The 22,383-nt window shown below is 72.3% G+C and carries 22 protein-coding genes; 15 read left to right on the top strand and 7 right to left on the bottom strand.

The genetic code is table 11. The features are described 5' to 3' along the window. The first annotated feature begins 61 nt into the window (after positions 1-61). A complete protein-coding gene (locus tag AC0VYD_RS07810) occupies positions 62-1,321 on the top strand; it encodes an NAD(P)/FAD-dependent oxidoreductase (RefSeq protein WP_475479257.1) in 1,260 nt (419 codons plus the stop codon). 29 nt (positions 1,322-1,350) lie between these two features. Here AC0VYD_RS07810 and AC0VYD_RS07805 read toward each other — a convergent pair whose 3' ends face one another. From AC0VYD_RS07805 to AC0VYD_RS07795, 3 genes are all read right to left on the bottom strand, one after another. Beyond that, the gene (locus AC0VYD_RS07805) at positions 1,351-2,004 is read right to left on the bottom strand and encodes a response regulator transcription factor (RefSeq protein ID WP_475479256.1); all 654 of its coding nucleotides are present in this window, start codon (positions 2,002-2,004) and stop codon (positions 1,351-1,353) included. Continuing rightward, positions 1,992-3,266: a sensor histidine kinase gene (locus AC0VYD_RS07800; protein WP_475479255.1), complete on the bottom strand. Its 1,275-nt coding sequence runs from the start codon at positions 3,264-3,266 to the stop codon at positions 1,992-1,994. The genes AC0VYD_RS07805 and AC0VYD_RS07800 overlap by 13 nt, the downstream gene beginning before the upstream one ends. 157 nt (positions 3,267-3,423) lie before the next feature. Continuing rightward, positions 3,424-3,771: an ArsR/SmtB family transcription factor gene (locus tag AC0VYD_RS07795; RefSeq protein WP_191273183.1), complete on the bottom strand. Its 348-nt coding sequence runs from the start codon at positions 3,769-3,771 to the stop codon at positions 3,424-3,426. A gap of 134 nt (positions 3,772-3,905) precedes the next feature. Here AC0VYD_RS07795 and AC0VYD_RS07790 point away from each other — a divergent pair, with 134 nt between their 5' ends. After that, positions 3,906-5,009 carry an NADH:flavin oxidoreductase/NADH oxidase gene (locus tag AC0VYD_RS07790; RefSeq protein ID WP_475479254.1) on the top strand — a complete coding sequence of 368 codons (1,104 nt, stop codon included), beginning with the start codon at positions 3,906-3,908 and terminating at the stop codon, positions 5,007-5,009. 158 nt (positions 5,010-5,167) lie between these two features. Here the strand turns inward: AC0VYD_RS07790 and AC0VYD_RS07785 are convergent, their stop codons facing one another. Beyond that, positions 5,168-5,638, bottom strand: coding sequence for a hypothetical protein (locus tag AC0VYD_RS07785; protein WP_475479253.1), 471 nt, complete (start codon positions 5,636-5,638; stop codon positions 5,168-5,170). Between the two features lie 227 nt (positions 5,639-5,865). Next, positions 5,866-7,005 (bottom strand): RNA-guided endonuclease InsQ/TnpB family protein, encoded by a 1,140-nt coding sequence (locus AC0VYD_RS07780; protein WP_475479252.1) that lies wholly within the window; start codon positions 7,003-7,005, stop codon positions 5,866-5,868. Between the two features lie 449 nt (positions 7,006-7,454). On the opposite strand from AC0VYD_RS07780, the gene AC0VYD_RS07775 reads away from it, so the two are divergent. Beyond that, positions 7,455-8,375 carry a universal stress protein gene (locus AC0VYD_RS07775; RefSeq protein WP_475479251.1) on the top strand — a complete coding sequence of 307 codons (921 nt, stop codon included), beginning with the start codon at positions 7,455-7,457 and terminating at the stop codon, positions 8,373-8,375. A 100-nt stretch (positions 8,376-8,475) separates the two neighbouring features. Here the strand turns inward: AC0VYD_RS07775 and AC0VYD_RS07770 are convergent, their stop codons facing one another. Further along, positions 8,476-9,240, bottom strand: a complete 765-nt coding sequence (locus AC0VYD_RS07770; protein ID WP_475479250.1) for an SDR family NAD(P)-dependent oxidoreductase — start codon at positions 9,238-9,240, stop codon at positions 8,476-8,478. A gap of 240 nt (positions 9,241-9,480) precedes the next feature. Between AC0VYD_RS07770 and AC0VYD_RS07765 the strand changes: the two genes are divergently transcribed. The 10 genes from AC0VYD_RS07765 to rpsN all read left to right on the top strand — a co-directional run bounded on the left by AC0VYD_RS07765 (position 9,481) and on the right by rpsN (position 18,728). Further along, positions 9,481-10,128: a TetR/AcrR family transcriptional regulator gene (locus AC0VYD_RS07765; protein ID WP_475479249.1), complete on the top strand. Its 648-nt coding sequence runs from the start codon at positions 9,481-9,483 to the stop codon at positions 10,126-10,128. 266 nt (positions 10,129-10,394) lie between these two features. After that, on the top strand, positions 10,395-13,766 hold the full coding sequence (locus AC0VYD_RS07760; RefSeq protein WP_475479248.1) for a pyruvate carboxylase: 3,372 nt from the start codon (positions 10,395-10,397) through the stop codon (positions 13,764-13,766). Positions 13,767-13,997: 231 nt separating this feature from the next. After that, complete coding sequence (locus AC0VYD_RS07755) at positions 13,998-14,711, top strand: PIG-L deacetylase family protein (RefSeq protein WP_475479247.1); 714 nt, start codon at positions 13,998-14,000, stop codon at positions 14,709-14,711. Positions 14,712-14,907: 196 nt separating this feature from the next. Continuing rightward, positions 14,908-15,177 (top strand): hypothetical protein, encoded by a 270-nt coding sequence (locus AC0VYD_RS07750; protein WP_475479246.1) that lies wholly within the window; start codon positions 14,908-14,910, stop codon positions 15,175-15,177. Position 15,178: 1 nt separating this feature from the next. Continuing rightward, positions 15,179-15,454 (top strand): hypothetical protein, encoded by a 276-nt coding sequence (locus tag AC0VYD_RS07745; protein WP_475479245.1) that lies wholly within the window; start codon positions 15,179-15,181, stop codon positions 15,452-15,454. A gap of 244 nt (positions 15,455-15,698) precedes the next feature. Further along, positions 15,699-16,550: an NAD-dependent protein deacetylase gene (locus AC0VYD_RS07740; RefSeq protein WP_475479244.1), complete on the top strand. Its 852-nt coding sequence runs from the start codon at positions 15,699-15,701 to the stop codon at positions 16,548-16,550. Positions 16,551-16,679: 129 nt separating this feature from the next. After that, complete coding sequence (locus tag AC0VYD_RS07735; protein WP_475479243.1) at positions 16,680-17,795, top strand: CobW family GTP-binding protein; 1,116 nt, start codon at positions 16,680-16,682, stop codon at positions 17,793-17,795. A 55-nt stretch (positions 17,796-17,850) separates the two neighbouring features. After that, a complete protein-coding gene (rpsR, locus tag AC0VYD_RS07730) occupies positions 17,851-18,102 on the top strand; it encodes a 30S ribosomal protein S18 (RefSeq protein ID WP_475479242.1) in 252 nt (83 codons plus the stop codon). An 84-nt stretch (positions 18,103-18,186) separates the two neighbouring features. Then, the gene (gene rpmB, locus AC0VYD_RS07725; protein ID WP_475479241.1) at positions 18,187-18,423 is read left to right on the top strand and encodes a 50S ribosomal protein L28; all 237 of its coding nucleotides are present in this window, start codon (positions 18,187-18,189) and stop codon (positions 18,421-18,423) included. Beyond that, positions 18,423-18,728, top strand: coding sequence for a 30S ribosomal protein S14 (gene rpsN / locus AC0VYD_RS07720; RefSeq protein WP_475479240.1), 306 nt, complete (start codon positions 18,423-18,425; stop codon positions 18,726-18,728). Before rpmB ends, rpsN begins: the two co-directional genes overlap by 1 nt. Before the next feature lie 241 nt (positions 18,729-18,969). Here rpsN and AC0VYD_RS07715 read toward each other — a convergent pair whose 3' ends face one another. Next, the gene (locus AC0VYD_RS07715) at positions 18,970-19,986 is read right to left on the bottom strand and encodes a LacI family DNA-binding transcriptional regulator (protein WP_475479239.1); all 1,017 of its coding nucleotides are present in this window, start codon (positions 19,984-19,986) and stop codon (positions 18,970-18,972) included. A 217-nt stretch (positions 19,987-20,203) separates the two neighbouring features. On the opposite strand from AC0VYD_RS07715, the gene AC0VYD_RS07710 reads away from it, so the two are divergent. Together AC0VYD_RS07710 and AC0VYD_RS07705 are read left to right on the top strand one after the other, a co-directional pair. Continuing rightward, positions 20,204-21,499 (top strand): ABC transporter substrate-binding protein, encoded by a 1,296-nt coding sequence (locus tag AC0VYD_RS07710; RefSeq protein ID WP_475479238.1) that lies wholly within the window; start codon positions 20,204-20,206, stop codon positions 21,497-21,499. After that, positions 21,496-22,383, top strand: a complete 888-nt coding sequence (locus AC0VYD_RS07705) for a carbohydrate ABC transporter permease (protein WP_475479237.1) — start codon at positions 21,496-21,498, stop codon at positions 22,381-22,383. Before AC0VYD_RS07710 ends, AC0VYD_RS07705 begins: the two co-directional genes overlap by 4 nt.

The following is a 22,383-nucleotide window of genomic DNA, read 5'->3' as shown; positions in this document are numbered from 1 at the left end:
CCCGGGCGCGCACGGGCGGTTCAACGGGGTGAGGGGCGCTCTCCTGCTTAGGGTGGGCCGAATGAGCGAACTACCGCACAGCTGTGACGTCGTGGTCGTGGGCGCCGGAGCGGCCGGCCTGGTGGCGGCGGCCGACCTCGTCGCCGCGGGGCTGGACGTGACCGTGCTGGAGGCCGGGGACGAGGTGGGCGGCCGGGTCCGCAGCAGCGTGGTGGACGGCTACGTCCTCGACCGCGGTTTCCAGGTCCTCAACACCGCCTATCCGGCCGTGCGCCGCCGACTCGACCTCGACGCCCTGAACCTTCGCGCCTTTCCCAAGGGCATGGCGGTGCGCACCGACCGGGGGCTGGTCCGGCTGGTGGCCTCCCCGTCCGGCGCCCTCTCGTCCCTGTCCCTGCTCTCCGGCAGCGTCGTCCGGCCCTCGGACCTGTTCCGGCTCCTGGGGATGCTCGCCGAGAACACCCTGCTGCCCGCCGAGCGCCTCAAGGCGCGGCCCGAGACGGACACCATCACCGAACTGCGCCGACGCGGCCTTGGCAAACGCGCCGTGGACACCCTGGTGCGCCCCTTCCTGACGGGTGTCTTCCTCGACGAGAGCCTCGCGACCTCCAGCCGGGTCAACGACCTGGTCTGGCGCTCCTTCGCCCGGGGGAGCCTCACCGTCCCGGCCGCCGGGATGCGGGCCGTCCCGGAGCAGCTGGCCGAGCACGCCCGCGGAGCGTCCATCGTGTTGGGGACCCCGGTGCGGGAAGTGGCGCCCGGGCGGGTCGACACCGAGGCCGGAAAGGTGCGGGCCCGCGCCGTCCTGGTGGCCGCGGGGCCCGCGCAGGCCCCGCGGCTGCTCCCCGCGCTCGACTCACCCCGCACCAACGCGACCACCACCTACTTCCACACGCGGCCGGTCCTCGCGGACGAGGACCCGCTCCTACACGTCGACGGCCGTTCCGACCGGGGGCGCACCCGCCTGTCCGGTGTCATGGTGATGACGGCCACCGCGCCCTCCTACGCGCCGCCCGGGCGGTCGCTCATCGCCTCGTCCGTGGTGGGTGCCCAACAGCCCGCCGAGGCCGACGTGCGCGCCGAGGCGGCCCGGGTCCTGGGCACCCACCCCGGGAACTGGGAGCACCTGCGCACCGTGCACGTACCGGACGCCCTGCCCGCCGCTCCCCCGCCCAGGGGCGACCTGCGGCTCCCCGTGCGGTTGGGCGACGGGCTCTACGTGGCCGGGGACCACCGCGACACACCCTCGCTCCAGGGTGCGCTGGTCAGCGGGGAGCGGGCCGCCGCGGCGGTGCTGGCGGACCTCGCCGGCGGTGCGTAGCGGCGCGGCGGCTCCGTCCGAACGCCCCGTCAGTGGGCCGTGGCGTCCAGGTAGCGCAGGACCGCCGCCACCCGCCGGTCGGAGCGGTCGTCCGGGGCCAGCCCGAGCTTGCCGAAGATGCTGCGGATGTGCTTGTGCACCGCCCCGTCCGTCACGGTCATCCGCTCGGCGATCGCCCCGTTCCCCAGCCCCTCGGCCATCAGGGCGAGCACGTCGCGCTCGCGGGGGCTGAGCCGGGACAGCACGTCGTCGGCGCTCCTGCGGGCGAACAGTTGGGCGACGACCTCCGGGTCGATGGCGGTCTGCCCGTCCGCGACCCTGCGCAGGGTGTCGAGGAACTGCTCGACCCGGCCCACCCGCTCCTTGAGCAGGTAGCCGATCCCGGAGGTGCCGGTCCTCATCAGCTCCGTGGCGAACGAGCGCTCGACGTAGGCGGACAGCACCAGGACCGGCAGGTCCGCGCGGACCCGGCGGGCGCGCGCCGCCGCCCGGATGCCCTCGTCGGTGTGGGTCGGGGGCATCCGCACGTCGATGACGGCGAGGTCGGGACGGTGTTCGGCCACGGCCTCGACCAGGGCGTCGGCCTCGCCGACGGCCGCGACGATCTCGAAGCCCTCGTCCCGCAGCAGCGCGGCCATCCCCTCCCGCAGCAGGGCGTCGTCCTCGGCGATCACGATGCGCACGGCAGCTCCACCCGGACGTCGGTCGGCCCGCCCTCGGGGCTGTGGACCGTGAGGACGCCGTCGTGCGCCTCCACCCGGCGCCGGATGCCGGACAGGCCGGTCCCGGCGTGTTCGGCGGCGCCGCCCCGCCCGTCGTCGTGGATGTGGACGTACAAGGTGTCCCCTTCTCTGTTGATCCGGATCCCGGCGCGTGTGGCCCCGCTGTGCCGGGTGATGTTGGTGACCGCCTCGGCGACGGTGAAGTAGGCCGTCGCCTCGGTGGAGGAGGCGAGGGGGCCGAGGTCCCCGGCCTCGACCGTGCAGGGGGCCGAGCAGCCGGCGGCGAGCGCGCCCAGGGCCCCCTCCAAGCCGTGGGTCTCCAGCACCGGGGGGAGGATGCCGCGCACCAGCCCGCGCAGTTCGGACAGCGCGTCCTCGGCCGCGGTCTGTGCGCGTTCCAGCGCGTCCTCGGCCCGCTCCGGGTGTGTTCTCAGCGCCCGCCGAGCGGACCCCAGCTGGATGATGACGGAGACCAGGCGGCTCTGCGCACCGTCGTGCAGGGAGCGCTCGATCCGGCGCAGTTCACGGGTGTGCGACTGCAGGGCGGCGGCTCTGGTGACGGTGAGTTCGGTGATGCGTTCGTTGAGGACGGTCCGGGAGTGCGGACCCAGCAGCCGTCGGCCCGGCAACGACTGGAGCCGGGCCAGGGCCGGTTCGAACCCGAACATGATCGCTCCCCAGGCCACCCCCGACAGGCCGACGGCCAGGGCGGCGTACCAGTCGTGCACGGGGAAGCCGATGGAGGCCCCCGCCGTGTCCGGGGACAGCAGCCACCACCACAGGGGAAAGGTGCCGTCCCGGACCGCGAGCACCGGCAGCAGCACCCCGAGGAGCCCCGTCCCGAGTCCCAGGGTGGCGTGGCAGGCCAGCCAGGCGAGGTCGCGCCGGACCTGGGCGTCCCCGACCAGGGCGGTGAGCGCCCCGGCCACGGTGCCGGGTCCGTGGGCGGCGGTCGGCGGCGGTACCGGCGGCCCCCACCGGCTGAGGCGGTGGCGCTCCCGGTCGGCGACCGCCCGGAGCACGCGCAGGGCCGCGGGGAGGAGCAGCAGGCCGACACCGAGGAGGCAGGCGAGGAGGACCGCGGTGAGGGCGCCGAGGGCGAACAGCGCCATCAGGGCGGTGACCAGGCCGCCGGAGAGGCGTTCCAGGCTCAGGAAGACGTTGTTGAAGCCGGTCGCCGCCAGTTCCCGGAACGGTCTGGTGTCGTTGTCCTTGGGGGGCATGTCCACTTCGTCCTTGGGGGCGCGTCCGCTTCCCGACCGGGTCGGGACCGGCGAAACCCTACCCGCACGGGGTACCCCGGAGCAGGGACCACCGGAAAGGGTGCGGCCCGCGGTACCCGGTGTCGTGCGGTGCGCGGCACCGGCCCGCCGGAGCCGTTCAGCCCCGGCGGGCCCGTTCGGCGTCCAGCACCGCGGCGAGCAGCCCGGGGAAGCGCCCTTCCAGGTCCGCCGTGCGCAGGCTGCTCTTGCGGGCGGTCCCCTCGTAGTACTGGCGGATGACCCCGGCCTCGCGCAGCACCCGGAAGTGGTGGGTGGAGGTGGACTTGCTCACCGGAAGCGCGAAGGAGACGCAGGCCATGTCCTCGTGGCCCTCGTCCAGGGCGAGCACGATGCTCAGCCGTACCGGGTCGGCCAGCGCGCTCAGCACGGCCTCCAGGCGTATCCGCGAGGTCTCGGGATGGTCCAGCCGGCGCCCGGACACGGTTCCGGAATCGGACTTGGGCATGCTGTGGCCTCCGTTGGTCCTGTTCACACCCCAAAGTACGAAAACCCTCGTAGTTTGACAACCATCGTAGTACGACGAGTAACGTACTAAGGTCGCCGCAGCCGCCGCGGCCAGTCGACGCGAAGGAATCCACCGTGAGCCAGTTGTTCGCCCCGCTGACCCTGCGTTCGCTGACCATCCCCAACCGGGTGTGGATGGCCCCGATGTGCATGTACTCCGCCCCCGACGAGGGGCCGCGGACCGGAGCGCCCACCGACTTCCACCTCACCCACCTGGCATCCCGGGCCGCCGGCGGCGCGGGCCTGGTGATGGCCGAGGCCACCGGGGTGCGCCCCGACGGCCGGATCAGCCCCTGGGACCTGGGCCTGTGGAACGACCGGCAGCAGGCCGCCTTCGCCCGTGTCACCGCCGCCGTCCGCGCCCACGGGGCCGTCCCCGCCATCCAGCTCGCCCACGCCGGACGCAAGGCCGCCACCGACCGCCCCTGGCTGGGCGGCCGCGGACTGTCCGGGGCCGAGGGCGGCTGGACCCCGGTCGCCCCCAGCGCCTGGGCCTTCGAGGGCCTGCCCGTGCCGCACGAGCTCACCACGGCCGAGATCGACCGGCTGGTGGCCGACTTCGCCGCCTCGGCCGAACGCGCCATGGCCGCGGGGTTCCAGGTCGTCGAGGTACACGGTGCCCACGGCTACCTGCTGAACTCGTTCCTCTCCCCCGCGGGCAACCGGCGCACCGACTCCTACGGCGGCGACCTCACCGGCCGCATGCGCTTCCCGCTCCGGGTGGTCGAGGCCGTACGCGAGGTGTGGCCCGATGACCTGCCCGTGTTCTTCCGGGTCTCGGCCACCGACTGGATCGAGGAGAACCCCGAGGACAACCGCGCTGGCTGGACCCCTGAGGAGACCGTGCTCCTGGCCAAGGAACTCCAGGCCCGCGGGGTGGACCTGATGGACGTGTCCACCGGCGGCATGGTGCACGACGCCCGCATCCCGGCCGCACCCGGCTTCCAGACGCCCTTCGCCACGCGGGTGCGTGAGGAGACCGGACTGCCCACGGCGGCGGTCGGGCTCATCACCGACCCCCGCCAGGCCGAGGAGATCATCTCCTCCGGTGCCGCCGACGCCGCCATGCTCGGCCGCGAACTGCTGCGCGACCCCTACTGGGCGCACCACGCCGCCACCGAACTGGACGCGCGGTCGAACTGGCCGGTGCAGTACGGCTACGCGGTCGGCCGCGGCTGACCGGGCCGCGTGGGCCCCGAACGGCCGGCCCGGGAGACGGCCCGGGGAGGAAAGACAGGTTCGGGGACGGCCCGGAAGGAAACGGCGGGTCCGGTGCCGGCGGGCGGCCGGAGAGGGTCTGGAGGGCGGAGACGGCGCGGAGGGCGTTCGGTCCGGGTTCAGCCCCGGCCGTCCACCCGGTGCGCCGCCCGCCGCAGCAGCAGCCACACCGCCACCGCCGTCACCAGAGCGCCCCCGACCAGGCAGGCCCACGGGGGCAGCGGACCGGCGTCGTAGCCGGGCACGGCCAGCACCGCCCACGAGGGCGGCGACACGAGCAGGGCCGCTACCCTGTCCCGGGACCACGCCATGATCACCGCCGTGACCAGGGCGGCCTGCGCCGCGGCCAGCAGCAGCGCGACCGTCGTCCCCCAGGGCCGACCGGGTGTCACGAAGCCGCTCAACGGCAGGGCCGCGGCCAACCCGAGGAGGGGCAGAACCGTTCGATAGGCCAGATAGGCCCTCAGTGACAGCGGCGAGACCCGCAGGGCCGGAAGGATCCCCTCGTCGCCGTCCTCCACCGCGCGCAGACCGCTCACCATCCCCAGCATCATCGGGACGTGCAACACCACCAGGGTCGCCAGCAGCACCGGGGTCAGCGGGACCGGGTCGAAGCCTTGACGTCCTCCCCGGGGTGAACCCCCGGGGATTCCCACAGCCTCGCGGCTGTAGGCGCGGTGCGCCTCACGGCGTCCGCTGGTTCCTGTTTCGCTGGCCGGCGCCCCACCCGTAAGGGCAATGGTCTTACCCAACCTCCCGCCCCTACTGTGCGTTGCCTCGCAAGCTCGGCATGATCGCACAGCGGGGGCCCGGCGTTTCAGCTCTCCGCTTCCCGCTCTCTGGCGAGTTTCCGTCCAGCGGCGAGCACCACCCGAGACGCGTTCACATCCCGGTCATGGACCATCGCGCACCCAGAACACGTCCAGGTACGCACATGGAGAGGTTTGGGGCCATCGACCACCCAGCACACCGAGCAGGTCTGCGACGACGGCAGGAACCGGCCCACCTTGACAAAGGTGCGCCCGTACCGTTGCGCCTTGTACCCCAGCATGCCCACGAACGCCGACCACCCGGCGTCGTGCACACTCTTGGCCAACCGGGTGCGCCCGAGCCCCTTCACACACAGCTCCTCCACGAACACCGCTTGATTCTCGCGGACGATGCGTGTGGACAGCTGATGGTGGAACTCACGGCGGGCATCGGCCACCCCCGCATGGGCGCGGGCGACCTTCACCCGTGCCCTGGCACGGTTGTTCGACCCTTCCCGTTTACGGGACAGGTCCTTCTGGGCCTTCCTCAGCTTCTTCTCGGCACGGCGCAGGAACCTCGGGTTGGACACCTTGGTGCCGTCAGAGAGCACCGCGAAGTGGCCCAACCCCAGATCGATCCCCACATCATCCGCACTCTCCCGGAGCGGTGTGTCATCGGTCTCGACCACGAACGAGGCGAAGTAGCGCCCGGCGGCGTCCTTGACCACCGTGACCGTGGACGGGGCCGAGGGCAGGGCCCGTGACCACTTCACCTTCACCTCACCCACCTTGGGCAACCACAGCTTGCCCTGATCGGTGATCTTCCAGCGGGCGTTGGCGGTGAACCGGATCGACTGCCGGTGGTCCTTGCGGGACTTGAACCGGGGCCGACCCACCTTGGGACCCTTGCGCTTACCTTTCAGGGAGGCGAAGAAGTTGCGGTACGCGGTATCCAGGTCGCGCAACGACTGCTGGAGGATCACCGAGCAGACCTCGCCCAGCCAGGACCGTTCCTCGGTTCCCTTGGCCTGGGTGATCAACCGCGTGGACAACTCCCCCGTCTTGGGGAAGGCTCCACCCTGCGCCCGCGCGGTCTCACGCGCCCGCAGGGCGTCGTTGTAGACCACACGGGAGCACCCGAACGCGCGGGCCAGATCTGTGCACTGATCGGCGTTCGGGTACACACGGAAGTTGTACCGCAACTGCATACCTTTGACAGTAGAGGCGGGCTACGACAGAACGTGACCGACCAAGGACACACGGGAGGCTTTTCAGAGCCGATTCACCTCCGGCCCGAAGGCCGGAGCACTCTCGGATCAAAACCGGTAGCGGACCCGCAGACCTTCGACGGTGATGGCGGAGTGCTCGTCCACGGATGCCTTCCGGTACGGCGCTGGGGCGGGTTCCGGGGCCGGGGTGCGGCCCCGGCCCCATCCTTGCCGGAGTCGTCGGCCGCCACAAGCCGGAAGCGGGTGACGCGCGCGGCGGGGCGGCGGGGCCGCCCGGGGGTGTCGTGGACGTGACCGCGGTTACCGCCCCCGCGCCCGGCTGCGGCGGGGACCGCGCGACGGCCGGGTCGCGGCGCCCCGGCGCCGACCGGATGGAAGACTTCAGGGGAGGACCGCGTCGCTCGCGGTGTTCACTGAAGGAGGTTGTCATGGTTGAGGACGGAACGGTCACGCCGAAGGTGATGGTGGGGGTGGACGGGTCGCCGACCGCGTCCGCTGCACTGGCCTGGGCGGCGGCCGATGCCGACCGCCGGGGCTGGCCGCTGCACGTGGTGTGCGCGCTGGCGATGCCGCTGGTGGCGTCGATGTACGCGGGCCCCACCCGCTTCCCTCCCTCGGAGGAGATCACCGCGCAGGGCCACCGGTTGCTGGGCGAGGCGTCCGAGCGCGCGCGTGAACTGCGGCCCGGGGTGCAGGTGGAGGAGGTCCTGGCCCTGGAGGACCCCGCGACGGCGCTGCTGCGCAGGAGCGGCCCGGAGGACCTCCTGGTCGTGGGCTCCCGCGGCCTGGGCGCCGCCCGCTCGGCCCTGGACTCCTCCGTGAGCGTGCGACTGGCGGCACGGGCCGAGTGCCCGGTGATCGTGGTGCCCGCCTCCGGGGCGGCGGAACCGACGGAACCGCACCGGATCGTGGTGGGTGTGGACGGCTCCGACTACTCGCGGCGGGCGCTGGACTTCGCGCTGCGCGAGGCCGCTCGCGTCGAGGGCGGTTCGGTCGTGGTCGTGCACAGCTGGTGGGTCCAGCTGCCGTTCGACCCCGGGTCCCTGGTCGGGGGCGGCTGGGCTCCCCCGGGTGAGGAGTTGGACGAGCGCTCCCGGAAGATGGTGGCGGAAATGCTGGAGCAGTCCTCGGTCGAGACCGAGGGCGTGGAGGTCTCCGTCGTGCGCAGCGAGCGGCCCCCGGCGGAGGCCGTCGTCGAGGCGGCTGACGACGCGGACCTGATCGTGGTCGGATCGCGGGGCCGGGGCAGCGTGCGGGGCCTGCTGCTGGGTTCGGTGAGCCAGGGCGTGCTGCACTCGGCGACGGTGCCGGTCGCGGTGCTGCCGAAGCACCCCCGCCCGCGGGGCTGACCCGCGGGGCCGAGCGGACGTGCCCGGCCCCGGGGCCCGATGGGGCCGCGGGGCCGGGCACGGGCCCGCGGTGGCGGGCTCCGGGTCGGGCGGGCCCCGGTCAGACCGCGGACCAGCCGCCGTCCACCGGGAGCAGTACGCCGTTGACGTTGCTCGCGGCGTCCGAGGCCAGGAAGACGATGGCGGCGGCGAGTTCGTCGGCTCGGGCCACCTCGCCCATGTTGCCCGTGTAGCGGCCGAGGACGGCGGGGCCGGTTGCCCGGGTGTCCGCGTCGACCCTGATTCCGGTGGCCGTGCCGCCCGGGGCGACCGCGTTGACCCGGATCCCCTGGTCCCGGTACATGACCGCGGTCGACTTGACGAGCCCCACCACCCCGTGCTTGGCGGCGGTGTAGGCGGCCCCGGCGGCGCTGCCGCGCAGGGAGGCCTCGGAGGCGGTGAAGACGACGGAGCCCCGGCCGTGCTCGACCATGTGCGGCAGGACCGCCCGGGTGAGCAGGAAGGGGGCGGTCAGGTTGACCCGGATGAGCCGCTCCCACAGGGCGTCGGTGACGTCGGCGGTCGCGGACATGTCGTCCATGATCCCGGCGTTGTTGACCAGGACGTCGATGCCGCCCAGGCGGTCGAGGGCGGTGGCGACGACCTCGTCCACGACCTCCTGACGGCTGAGGTCGCCCGCGACGCTCTCCGCCGTCCCCCCTGCGTCGCGGATCTCCCGGACGGCGCTGTCGGCGGAGGCGCCGTCCAGATCGGCCACCAGAACCCTGGCGCCCTCCCCGGCCAAACGCAGCGCGCTCGCCCGCCCGATTCCGGAGCCGCCCCCGGTGACGACGGCGTTCTTCCCGGTCAGACCCGATGCGGTCATGACTCCCTCTGTTCTCCCCTGCGGGGTTCTGCGCACGGATTCCCGCGGTGCGCGGGGTCCGGACGGTCACTGCGACCAATATTGTCACTATAAGACTTTTTGTCGCTTTAAGACAATTATTCTGTGCTGGGACCCCAGGTCAGTAGAGTTGGCCGGACCGTCGAGGAGCCACCCGGAGGAGGGCACGTGCCCCGTACCCCGAACCCCTCCCCCGCACCACCGGCCCGGGGGAGGCCGCCCATGAGCAGGCGACGCCGGGAGATCATGCGTATGCAGATCGCCCGCGCCGCCGTGGAGCTGTTCACCGCCAAGGGGGTGACCGCGACCACGGGGGACGACATCGCCCGCGAACTCGGGATCTCCACCCGCACCCTGTGGCGGTACTTCCCGAGCAAGGAGAGCTGTGTGCGCCCGCTGCTCACCAGCGGACTCGACCTCATGGCCGACCAACTGCGCTCGTGGCCCGCCGACCTCTCACTCACCGAGCACCTGGAGCGTTCGGGCGCCCTGGACGAGGACGACCGGACAGCGCTGGGCGCCCCGACGGTCGACCTCATCCGGATGACCCGTACCGAACCGGGGCTGATGGCCGTGTGGCTGACGGTCCACCAGACCGCCGAGGGCGTCTTCGCCGAGGCCGTCGCGGAACGCGCCGGGGCCGCACCCGACACCCTGTCCGTACGGGTCCAGGCCGCCGCGATCAACGTGGCGCTGAGGGTGGCCGCGGAACAGTTCGCCGCCGACGAGGGGCACGGTGCGAGCATGACCGCCCTGGTCCGAAAAGCCCTCACCACCGTCGGCGACGGCCTGGGACCGCTCCCCCGGGGAACCGGGACCGGAGAGCCCGGACCCCGCCTCCGCGACGCCCCGGACCGCCACCCGGGCTGAAGGGCTCCGGACGGCCCCGGCGACGCCTCCGCCCCTCCCACCGGCGGCTCGGCGGTCCCCCTCCGGCCCGACCTCCCCAAACGCCTGGACACACCGCGAACCGGCGCCGGGGCAACCCCACCCGCACACGCCGCCGACCTTTCTCGTTAGGGTTCCTCCGGGCCCCACCGGGGCACCGCTTCCACGGAGCGGTACCCCGGCGCGGCCACCGGCAACGGAGCCGGACCATGCCAGCACCGCACCACGGAGTCCAGGAGGCATCCGGCATGTTCGAGAAGATACTGGTGGCCAACCGCGGTGAGATCGCGATCCGCGCACTGCGCGCGGGACACGAGCTGGGGGCGCGGACCGTCGCGGTCTTCCCCCACGAGGACCGCCACTCGCTGCACCGGCTCAAGGCCGACGAGGCCTACCAGATCGGTGAGCCCGGTCACCCCGTCCGGGCGTACCTGTCGGTCGACGAGATCGTCCGCGCCGCGCGGGAGGCGGGCGCCGACGCCGTCTACCCCGGGTACGGGTTCCTCTCCGAGAACCCCGACCTGGCCCGGGCCTGCGCGGAGGCGGGCATCACCTTCGTCGGCCCGCCCGCCGAGGTCCTGGAGCTGACCGGGAACAAGGCGACCGCCATCGCCGCCGCCAAGCGCGCGGGCGTCCCGGTCCTGGACTCCACCGAGCCCTCCACCGACGTGGACGGGCTGCTCACCGCCGCCGAACAGATCGGCTTCCCCATCTTCGTCAAGGCCGTGGCGGGCGGCGGCGGCCGGGGGATGCGCCGCGTGGACACGGCCGGAGCGCTCCGGGAGTCCATCGAGGCGGCCATGCGCGAGGCCGAGACCGCCTTCGGCGACCCCACGGTGTTCCTGGAGCGCGCCGTGGTGGACCCGCGCCACATCGAGGTGCAGATCCTCTCCGACGGCGAGGACGTCATCCACCTGTACGAGCGCGACTGCTCGGTGCAGCGGCGGCACCAGAAGGTCGTGGAGCTGGCCCCGGCGCCCAACCTCGACCCGGAGCTGCGCGACCGCATGTGCGCCGACGCGGTGCGCCTGGCCCGGGAGCTGGGCTACCGCAACGCGGGCACGGTCGAGTTCCTGGTGGGCCGGGACGGCCAGCACGTGTTCATCGAGCTCAACCCGCGCATCCAGGTGGAGCACACGGTGACCGAGGAGGTCACCGACGTCGACCTCGTGCAGTCGCAGATCCGGATCGCCTCCGGTGCGACCCTCGCCGACCTGGGCCTGTCCCAGGACGCGATCGTGCTGCACGGCGCTGCCCTGCAGTGCCGCATCACCACCGAGGACCCGGCCAACGGGTTCCGGCCCGACACCGGAACGATCAGCGCCTACCGCTCCCCCGGCGGTTCGGGGATCCGCCTGGACGGCGGGACCGCGGCGGCCGGTTCGGAGGTCAGCGCCTACTTCGACTCCCTGCTGGTCAAGCTCACCTGCCGGGGCCGCGACTTCGCCACGGCGGTGAGCCGGGCCCAGCGCGCGGTCGCCGAGTTCCGTATCCGCGGGATCTCCACCAACATCCCCTTCCTCCAGGCGGTACTGGAGGACGAGGACTTCCGGCAGGGCCGGGCCACCACCTCGTTCATCGAGGAGCGCCCCCAGCTGCTGACCGCGCGCCCCTCCGCGGACCGGGGCACCCGCCTGCTCACCTACCTGGCCGACGTGACGGTGAACAAGCCGCACGGGGAGCGCCCGCAGCTGATCGACCCGGTCGCCAAGCTGCCCGCCGTGCCCGAGGGCGCTCCGCCCGCCGGGTCCAGGCAGCGCCTGGCCGAACTGGGCCCCGAGGGGTTCGCGCGGTGGCTGCGCTCCTCCGACACCCTGGGGGTCACCGACACCACCTTCCGGGACGCCCACCAGTCTCTGCTGGCCACCCGGGTGCGCACCCAGGACCTGCTCGCGGCGGCTCCCGCCGTGGCGCACACCCTGCCCGAGCTCCTCTCCCTGGAGTGCTGGGGCGGCGCGACCTACGACGTGGCGCTGCGGTTCCTCGCCGAGGACCCGTGGGAGCGGCTCGCGGCGCTGCGGGAGGCCGTGCCCAACGTGGCCCTGCAGATGCTGCTGCGCGGCCGCAACACGGTCGGGTACACGCCCTACCCCACCGAGGTCACCAACGCGTTCGTGCGTGAGGCCGCCGCGACCGGCGTGGACGTCTTCCGGATCTTCGACGCCCTCAACGACGTCGAGCAGATGCGCCCGGCGATCGACGCGGTCCGCGAGACCGGCACCGGGGTGGCCGAGGTGGCGCTGTGCTACACCGCCGACCTGTCGGACCCGTCGGAGAAGCTGTACACGCTGGACTACTACCTGAAGCTGGCGGAGCGGATCGTGGAGTCCGGCGCGCACGTGCTCGCCATCAAGGACATGGCCGGGCTGCTGCGCGCCCCGGCCGCCTCCCGCCTGGTCAGCGCACTGCGGAGCGAGTTCGACCTGCCGGTCCACGTGCACACGCACGACACCGCGGGCGGCCAGCTCGCCACCTACCTGGCGGCGGTCAACGCGGGCGCGGACGCCGTGGACGGCGCAGTGGCGTCGATGGCGGGCACCACCTCGCAGCCGTCGCTGTCGGCGATCGTGGCCGCCTTCGACCACTCCGACACCCCCACCGGGCTGTCCCTGGACGCGGTCAACGAGCTGGAGCCGTACTGGGAGGCGGTGCGCCGGGTGTACGCGCCGTTCGAGGCGGGTCTGGCCTCCCCGACCGGCCGGGTCTACCACCACGAGATCCCCGGCGGCCAGCTGTCCAACCTGCGCACGCAGGCCATCGCGCTGGGGCTGGGCGACCGGTTCGAGGACATCGAGGCGATGTACGCCGCCGCCGACCGGATGCTGGGCCGCCTGGTGAAGGTGACCCCCTCCTCCAAGGTGGTGGGCGATTTGGCCCTGCACCTGGTGGGCGCCGGGGTCTCCCCCGAGGAGTTCGAGAAGGACCCGGACCGGTTCGACGTGCCCGACTCGGTGGTGGGCTTCCTCCGCGGCGAGCTGGGGGTCCCCCCGGGCGAGTGGCCCGAGCCGTTCCGCACCAAGGCGCTGCGCGGGCGCGGCGAGGCCCGCGAGACCACCCCGCTCACCGAGGCGGACCGGGCCGGTCTGGCCGAGGAGCCGCGCGCCACGCTGAACCGGCTGCTGTTCGCGGGTCCGACGAAGGAGTTCGAGTCGCACCGCGCCGCCTACGGCGACACGAGCGTGCTGGACAGCAAGGACTTCTTCTACGGTCTGCGCGAGGGCGAGGAGCACGTCGTGGACCTGGAGCCGGGTGTGCGGCTGCTCATCGGGCTCCAGGCGGTGAGCGAGGCGGACGAGCGCGGCATGCGCACCGTCATGACCACCCTCAACGACCAGCTGAGGCCGCTGCACATCCGGGACCGGTCGCTGGCCTCGGACGTGCCCGAGGCGGAGAAGGCCGACCGGAACGACCCCTCGCAGGTGGCGGCGCCCTTCGCGGGTGTGGTCACCCCGGTCGTGGCCGTGGGCGACGAGGTCAAGGCCGGTGACACGGTCGCCACCATCGAGGCGATGAAGATGGAGGCCTCGATCACCGCATCGCAGGACGGTGTGGTCTCCCGGTTGGCCGTCGACGGCGTCCGCCGGGTGGAGGGCGGCGACCTGATCGTCCAGCTGGGCTGAGGCAGGCGCTCCCCGGCCCCGGCCGGTCCGTCCCCGTGCGGGTCGGGCCGGCCGGGGCCGTCCGCGTCCGTGCGGGAAACGGGCGCGAGCCCATGGAGGCCGGGCCCGGCCCTGTCCGGAAGCGGACAGGGCGGAGGACCCGGAGGAAAACGGGAAGCGCCGCGGGGAGGCGGTTCGTACGATGGGGGCGACCCCGAAAACGCGGGAGAGCCCGCAGCGAAAGGAGCCCCGGTGCCTGACGTGCCCGAACGCGCACTGGTCGTGATGGCCCACCCCGACGACGCCGACTTCGCCTGTGCGGGGACCGTGGCCCTGTGGACCGACGCCGGGACCGAGGTGGTCTATCTGATGGTCACCGACGGCGAGGCCGGCGGGGACGAGATCACCCTGGACAGCTCGGAGATCGCGGCGATGCGCCGGGAGGAGCAGCGCCGGGCCGCGGCCGAGGTCGGGGTCAAGGACGTGCGTTTCCTCGGCTACCCGGACGGTCGGGTGGTCGCCTCGCTCGGTCTGCGCCGCGACGTCTCACGCGTCATCCGGCAGGTGCGGCCCCAGCGTGTGGTCATCCCCAGCCCCGAGCGGGACTGGGACAGCATCGCCGCCAGCCACCCCGACCACATGGCCACCGGGGAGGCGGCGCTCAACGCGGTCTACCCGGACGCGCGCAACCCGCACGCGCACCGCGAGCTCCTCGCCGAGGAGGGGCTGGCCCCGTGGACCGTCCCCGAGGTGTGGGTCGCCGGAGGCCCCAAGACCAACCACCGCTCCGACATCACCGGGGTCTTCGACCGCAAGATGGCGGCGCTGGCCTCGCACGAGAGCCAGATCGGCGACATCACCGAACTCGAACCGGTGCTGCGCCAGTGGATGGCGGCCAACGCAGCCGAGGCGGGTATGCCCGAGGGCACTCTGGCCGAGGTCTTCCAGATCGTCCACACCGCCTGACCAGGAACGGGTGCGGGGCCACGGGCGGAGCGGCCCGTGGCCGGCACCGGCACTGGTGGGCGCGCCGTCCCGGGGGCTCAGGCCCCGCGGCGTGCGGCCGCCGCTCCGAAGTTCTGCTCGGGGGCCGCTGCTGTACCGGCCGAGAAAGGGTCACGATGTCCGGGCACCGGATCGGACGAGGTGCGGAGACGGCTCCATGAGGACGTCGTTCTACCTGGTTCTCCTGTTCCTTTCCCTGTTCCTCCTCGCCTTGGGGCTGATGGAGGAGGACTGGGCGTACTGGAACGGGACTTATTTCGACGAGTACGTGCGACTCACGGAGTACGAACTGGCGCACGTCCTCGTGTCGTTCTCGCTCGTGCTCCAGCTTCTCGCTTTTCGCCTCATGTGGCGCCACCGGGCTCCACTGGTCATCTGCGCGTCCTTCTCGGCCGTCTGCTTCGGATTCCTCCTGGGGGTGACCTGACGTGGAGAGGTCAAGGGTTCCCGCGACCTGGGTCTACCTCCTGGTGTCCCTGTCCCTGCTCGTCATCGGCGCCTCCTTCAGCCCGCTGGACTCCGCGGAGGCCGCCCGGGCCAGCAGGCAGGACGTGGAGCTCACCAGGAGCGGGCTCCAGAACTTCACCTTCCTCACCGCGACGGTGGCGGCTCTCCTCCTCGCCTCCATGAGGACCGGTGTGTTCTACGTCTGCCTCGGGGCCGTCCTCACCGCCGCCTCCCTGTTCCTCCTTTTCGCCCTCTGAGCCCGGTTCCGCAAGGGAGTGGACCTGTACCGGGCCCGTATCGCACAGGCTGACCCTGATTCGCTGTCGGGGTTCACCGTCATCGGGCCCGGCACTTTCCCCGGTTTTCCAGGACGGGAGGAAACGGCCCTCCCGTGCACCGGGGAACGCGCCCTCCCTCAGCCGCCGTCGGCCACCCGCCCGCTGACCCGCCAGAAGGCACCGGAGGCGGAAGAGGTCGGCCGCGACGACATACCCTCGAAGGGTGACGAACACGCTCCACGTCCGCGGTCCCGGTGAGGCCGCCGCCCGGATGCGCGAGGTCCTCGGCAGGGGGCCCGTGGTCGCGCTGACCGGCGCGGGGATGTCGACGGACTCGGGCATCCCCGACTACCGGGGCCCGGACTCACCGCCGCGCAAACCCATGACCTACCAGGAGTTCGTCGGCGACGCCGCGTTCCGGCGCCACTACTGGGCCCGCAACCACGTCGGCTGGCGCCACGTCGAGCACACCCGCCCCAACGACGGCCACCGCGCCCTCGCCGACCTCGAACGCGCGGGGGTGGTGTCCGGGGTCATCACCCAGAACGTCGACACCCTGCACGGGGTCGCGGGCAGCCGCCGGGTCATCGACCTGCACGGCCGCTACGACCGGGTGATCTGCCTGGGCTGCCGTACGGTGACCGGCCGCGAGGAGCTGGCGGAGCGCCTCACCGAACTCAACCCCGGCTTCGCCGAGCGGGTGGCCGACATCGAGGTGGCCCCGGACGCCGACGCCGTGCTGGCCTCCACCGAGGGCTTCCGGGTGGCCGACTGCTCATCCTGCGGCGGCGTCCTCAAACCGGACATCGTGTACTTCGGCGAGAACGTGCCCAAACCCCGGGTCCTGGAGGCCTACGCCCTGGTGGACCGGGCGTCCGGGCTGCTGGTCGCGGGCTCCTCGCTGACGGTCTTCTCCGGCCGGAGGTTCGTCAAGCACGCCCTCAGCCAGGGCAAACCCGTGGTGATCCTCAACCGGGGCGCGACCCGGATGGACGACGCCGCGACCCTGACGGTCGAGGACGGCTGTTCCGAGGTGCTGCGCGCGCTCGCGGACGGCTACGACCCCCGGGACTGAACACGCCCCGGTCCCGGGCTGGCCCGGCACGTCCCCCTCTCCGTGGTCTCCCCGCCCTCCGGTCTCGGGGACCGCGCGCGTGCGTTACGATAATGGTTATCGTTTTCAGCACTGGGAGGGTCTTCCCCGATGAAAGAAGTGACCGCACCCCTGCGCGTGGTCGTGGCCTCCGGGCTGCACCGGCTCGCACGCCGCAGCACCGTGGACGACCTCATCACCGCCGTCCCCGGGTCCATCGCCGTCCACCACGACCTCGACGGCATCGCCGAGGGCATCGTCCACCGCGTCACCCGGGACCGGTGGGGCGTCCTCGACCACGGCCCGGTCGACCTGGACCACCTGTGCGCCTCCTGCACCCTGCGCGAGGACCTGATCCCCACCCTGCTGGAACTGGCCGAACGCGGTGAGCACACCCTGTGCGTGGTGGAGGCCTGGGACGGGGTCGAGCCGCGCTCGGTGGCCGAGGCGGTCGCCTCACAGGAGGAACTGCGCCTGGCCGCCGTCGTCACCGCGGTGGACTCCGAACGCCTGCTGCCCGACCTGTCCGGCCACGACGACCTGGCCGACCGGTCCCTGGACATCGCCGTGGAGGACGAACGGACCGTCGCGGAGGTCCTCGCCCACCAGATCGAGTACCCCACGGTGCTCACCCTGCACGGCTCCCGCCACCGCGACGAGGCCCGCGCGATCATCGAACACCTCAACCCGGCCGCCGTGGTGGTCCCTCCCGGCGGCGGGCTGGTCGCCCTCACCGAGGGCCGCTTCGACCCCGAGAGCGCCGCGAACCGGCTCAACCCGGCCTGGGCCCAGTACTCCGACATGTCCGACGGCCGGGTCAGCACCCTCGTGTGGACCCGCAAGCGCCCCCTGCACCCGGTCCGCCTGCACGAGGCGCTGGAACGGATCGTGGCTTCGGGGATGCGCGGGCGCGGCCGGATCTGGCTGGCCAGCAGGCCCGACACCCTCCTGGTCTGGGACGCCTACAACGACGCCCTGATCCTGGAGAGCGGCGGGCCCTGGCTGGGAGCCCTGCCCGAGGCCGCCGCCGAGATGGTCTCCGAGACCCGCCGGGCCTCCGCGCTCCTGGACTGGGACCCGGTCGTCGGCGACCGCCGCCAGCACCTGGCGTTCACCGGGATCGACCTGGACGCCGACCGGCTGGTCGAACTGCTCGACTCCTGCCTGCTCACCGACGGGGAGTCGGGGCGCCCCCTGGCCGAGGACCCCTTCGCCGACGCGATCTGAGCAGCCCGGCCCCCGGAAGGGGACCAAAAACCGCAAGAGAAGGTGAGGAACACCCATGCCGCCCAAGGCCCGCCGCTCCACGGGACGCGGTGCCCCGCGTAAGTTCGCCAACCCGCTGGGCGAGGCCGACCACGTCGACTACAAGGACACCGTCCTGCTCCGCAAGTTCATCTCGGAGAAGGGCAAGATCCGCAGCCGCCGGGTCACCCGCGTCACCGCACGCCAGCAGCGCCTGATCGCCGCCGCGGTCAAGAACGCCCGGGAGATGGCCCTGCTGCCCTACCCGTCCTCGACCAGGCAGAACTGACCGGGGCCACCGACCGGACCAGAACGGGCCGGCCGCGGAGCCCGACCAAGCAACAGAGCAACCACAGAGAAGGAGGGAAACCCCGTGTCCCGTGTCTGCCAGGTGACCGGAAAGGCGCCCGGTTTCGGCAATGCCGTCTCCCACTCCCACCGGCGCACCAAGCGCCGCTTCGACCCCAACATCCAGAACAAGCGGTACTGGCTGCCCAGCGAGCAGCGCTTCGTGAGGCTCCGGCTGAGCACCAAGGGGATGAAGGTGATCGACGCCCGCGGCATCGAACGCGTGGTCGCCGACATCCGTGCCCGAGGGGAGAGGGTCTGATGGCCAAGAAGAGCAAGATCGCCCGCAACGAACAGCGCAGGGAGGTCGTCGCCCGCTACGCCGAGCGGCGCGCCGAACTGAAGCGGCTGATCAAAAGCCCGCACACCGGCGAGGAGGAGCGCGCGGCCGCCGTCGCCGAACTGCGGCGCCAGCCCCGTGACGCCAGCGCCACCCGGGTCCGCAACCGCGACGCCGTCGACGGTCGCCCCCGCGCGCACCTGAGGAAGTTCGGGCTGTCGCGCATCCGGTTCCGGGAGATGGCCCACCGGGGCGAACTGCCCGGGGTCACCAAGTCCAGCTGGTAACCGGGCCGCCTTCGGACCCGCCCGGACCGGGCCCGAAGGCGGTCCGGGCACAGACCGGGCCGACCGTTCGCGATCCGGTCGGCCCGAGGGTTCGGCGGGGCGCGCCCCCGCCTCCTCCCCGCCCCGTCGAACCCGCCTCGCGGTGCCGGTACCCCCGGGGCCCGTGCCACCAGACCCCCTCTGCCTCCGGGGCCCGGGCACCCGAGGGACCCGAGGAGCCGCCCCGGGCGCCCCGGCGGACTCACCCCTTGGGCGGGGCCGTACTGTCGCGCTCGACCAGGCGGGTGGCCAGCTCCACCCGGGTGGTCTCGGGTTCGTTGCCGTTGACCAGGTCGAACAGCATCCGGGTGGCCATCTGCGCCATGTCGCGCAGCGGTTGGCGGACGGTGGTCAGCGGCGGGGTCGCCCACCGGGCCTCGGGCAGGTCGTCGAACCCCACCACCGAGACGTCGTCGGGTACGCTCAGGCCCCGCTTGTACAGGACCTCGTAGGCGCCGCGGGCCATCTGGTCGGAGCCCGCGAAGATCGCCGTGGGCGGTTCGGGCAGGTCCAACAGCTCCTCGGTGAGCTGTTTGCCGGTCCCGGCCATGAAGTCACCGTGGCGCACGTAGCCCTCCGGGACGGGCAGCCCGGCGTCGCGCATGGCGCTGCGGTACCCGTCCACGCGGGCCCGGCTGCACATGACGTCCGGCGGCCCGCTGAGCATGGCGACGCGCCGGTGCCCCAGGCCGATGAGGTGTTCGGTGGCGGTGAGCCCCCCGTCCCAGTTGGCGGCGCCCACCGCCGGGACCTCGCGGGCGGGGTCGCCGACGGGGTCCACGATCACCACGGGGATCCCGAGGGCGTCGAGCTGGGCCTGCTGCTGGGAGGAGAGTTCGGACAGCACCAGGACCACCCCGTCGGAGCGCCGGGCCTGGAGGTTGTCCAGCCACTTGCGCCCGGGCCTGCTGCGTTTGCGGTCGTGCACGGCGGAGACCACGACCCCGGACCCGGCGTCGTGCGTGACCTCCTCGACGCCGGTGAGGATCTCCATCGCCCAGGGGCTGCCCAGGTCGTGGAAGACGAGGTCGATCAGGCCGACGGGGCGCCGCCCCCGGTGGCGGCGCGGCTGGTACCGGTGCTGCTCCAGGAGCCGTTCCACCTGGCGCCGGGTGTCGGCCGCGACGTCGAGGTGACCGTTGATCACCTTGGAGACGGTCGAGACGGAGACCCCCGCTTCACCAGCGATCTCGGCCAGGGTGGGGCGTCGCTTCGCCATGTGCCTCCTCGTCGTCGGGGGAACGGGCTCCCCTGGATTCTCTGCGAGGGATTCTATCCCGAAACTTTTCGACCCCGAGCACCGCAACATCCTCGCAACCAGAGGGCCTCTTGACGGAAAACCGCGGACGGCCTAGCGTCAGCCTTCTCGAAAGCTATCGGAAACATTTCGAAAGCTTTCGGTTCCCCCCAGACCGACGGAAGAACGGTTCCACGCCATGAGTCGCACCCATCGGACACGTGTGATCGGCAGCACCTCCCTGGCCCTGTCCCTCCTCCTCGCCACCGGCTGCGGCACCTCCGGCCCCGGTTCCGGGGACGCCGTGCAGGTCTGGGCGCTGGAGGACGCCGCGGTCAACGAGATCGTCGAACAGGGCATCGAGGCCTACAACGGCTCGCACGAGACCCCCGCCGAACTCGTCACCTTCGTCAACGACGCCTACAAACAGCGCCTCCAGGTCGCTCTCGGCTCCCCCAACGCCCCCGACGTGTTCTTCAACTGGGGCGGCGGCAACCTCGCCCAGTACACCTCGCAGGGCCAGGTGTACGACCTCACCCAGACCCTGGAGGACAACCCCGGGTTCCGGGACTCCTTCCTGCCCAGCGTCCTCGACGTCGCCGCCGTGGACGGCTCCTACTACGGGGTCCCGCTCCTCGGGGTCCAACCCGTCGTCATGTACTACAACAGGGACGTCCTGGACGGGGCCGGACTCGAACCGCCCAGGACCATCGACGACCTGTACGAGGCGATCGACGTCCTCCAGGAGGAGGGCGTCACCCCGATCACCCTCCCCGGCGCCCAGGGCTGGACCCAGCTGATGTGGTTCTCCTACCTGGTGGACCGGGTCGGCGGACCCGACGTGTTCCAGGCCATCTCCGACGGGGAGGAGGGCGCCTGGGAGCAGCCCGCCGTCCTCGAGGCCATGGAGATGTGCCAGGACCTGGTCGAACGGGGCGCCTTCGGCAACAACTTCAGCTCCATCGACTACGACAACGGCAGCGCCTCGGCGCTCCTGGCCACCGGCGAGTCCGCGATGTTCCTGATGGGCAGCTGGGACCTCGCCCAGCAGATGGAGAACAACCCCGAGTTCGTCGAGAGCGGCGCCCTCGGCTTCACCTCCTTCCCCGCACTGGAGGGCGGCGCGGGCGAACCCGGCGCGATCGTCGGCAACCCCAGCAACTACTTCTCGGTCAACAGCGACAGCGAACACACCGAGGCGGCGGTCGACTTCCTCGTCGAGACCATGGCCTCCGACGAGTACGTGGACGAGCTCATCGCGGCCGGACAGGTCCCCGCCGTCGAGGGCATCGAGGGCCGGCTCCAGGAGAGCGACCACGCCGAGTTCGCCACCTTCACCCACGAACTGGTCTCCGAGGCACCGACCTTCACCCAGTCCTGGGACCAGGCCCTGGCCCCGGACGCGGCCGAGGCGATGCTGACCAACCTCCAACTGCTCTTCCTGGGTGACCTCACCCCGGAGGAGTTCGCACAGGACATGGAGAGCCTCCGGTGAGAGCGTCCGCCACGGAGCGGCCCGGATTCGTCTGGGTCGCTCCGGCCCTGCTGTTCTTCGGCCTCTTCGGCCTGGGGCCCGTCGCCGTCGTGGCCTACCTGAGCTTCACCTCCTGGAGCGGTATCGGCTCCCCCGAGTGGACCGGCCTGGACAACTGGTCGGCCCTGGCCGGGGACGCCCAGGTCGGCGGGGGTCTGCGCATCACGCTGATCCTCACCGTGCTGTGCTGGGCCACCCAGACCCCGCTGGCCCTGGCCTTCGGCGTGTGGGCCGCCGGACACCAGCGCGTGCGCGCGGTGGTGAGCGCGGTCTTCTTCCTGCCGCTGCTGCTGTCCACGGCGGCGATCGCCCTGGTGTGGAAGGCCCTGCTCGACCCGAGCTTCGGCGTCCCGGCCCAGGTCCGCGACGCCTTCGGGCTGACCCACAGCAACGTGCTCGGCAACTCCTCGCTGGCGCTGTACGCGATCGTGTTCATCCTGCTGTGGCAGTTCCTGCCCTTCCACATGCTGCTGTACCAGGCGGCCGCGCGGCAGGTGCCGCAGTCCCTGTACGAGGCGGCCGAACTCGACGGGGCCTCCGGCCCGCAGCGCTTCCTGCGCATCACCGTGCCGCAGCTCAGGCACACCGTCATCGCCTCTTCGGTGCTGATGGTGGTCGGCTCGATGACCTACTTCGAGACCGTCCTGCTGCTCACCAACGGCGGCCCGGGAAACGCGACCCGCATCCTGCCGCTGCACATGTACAACCAGGGCTTCGCGGCCTTCCAGATGGGGTACGCGAGCGCGATCGCCGTGCTCCTGGTGGTTCTGGGGGCCGGGCTGTCCCTGCTGGTCGTGCGGGTCACCGGCTACTCCCGGATGACCAGCCAGAGGGAGGGGATGTGA

The sequence above is a fragment of the Nocardiopsis sp. iso_40 genome (assembly GCF_056173285.1).
The sequence above is the reverse complement of the archived record's forward strand: the minus strand, read 5'-3'. Positions and strand labels throughout refer to the sequence as shown.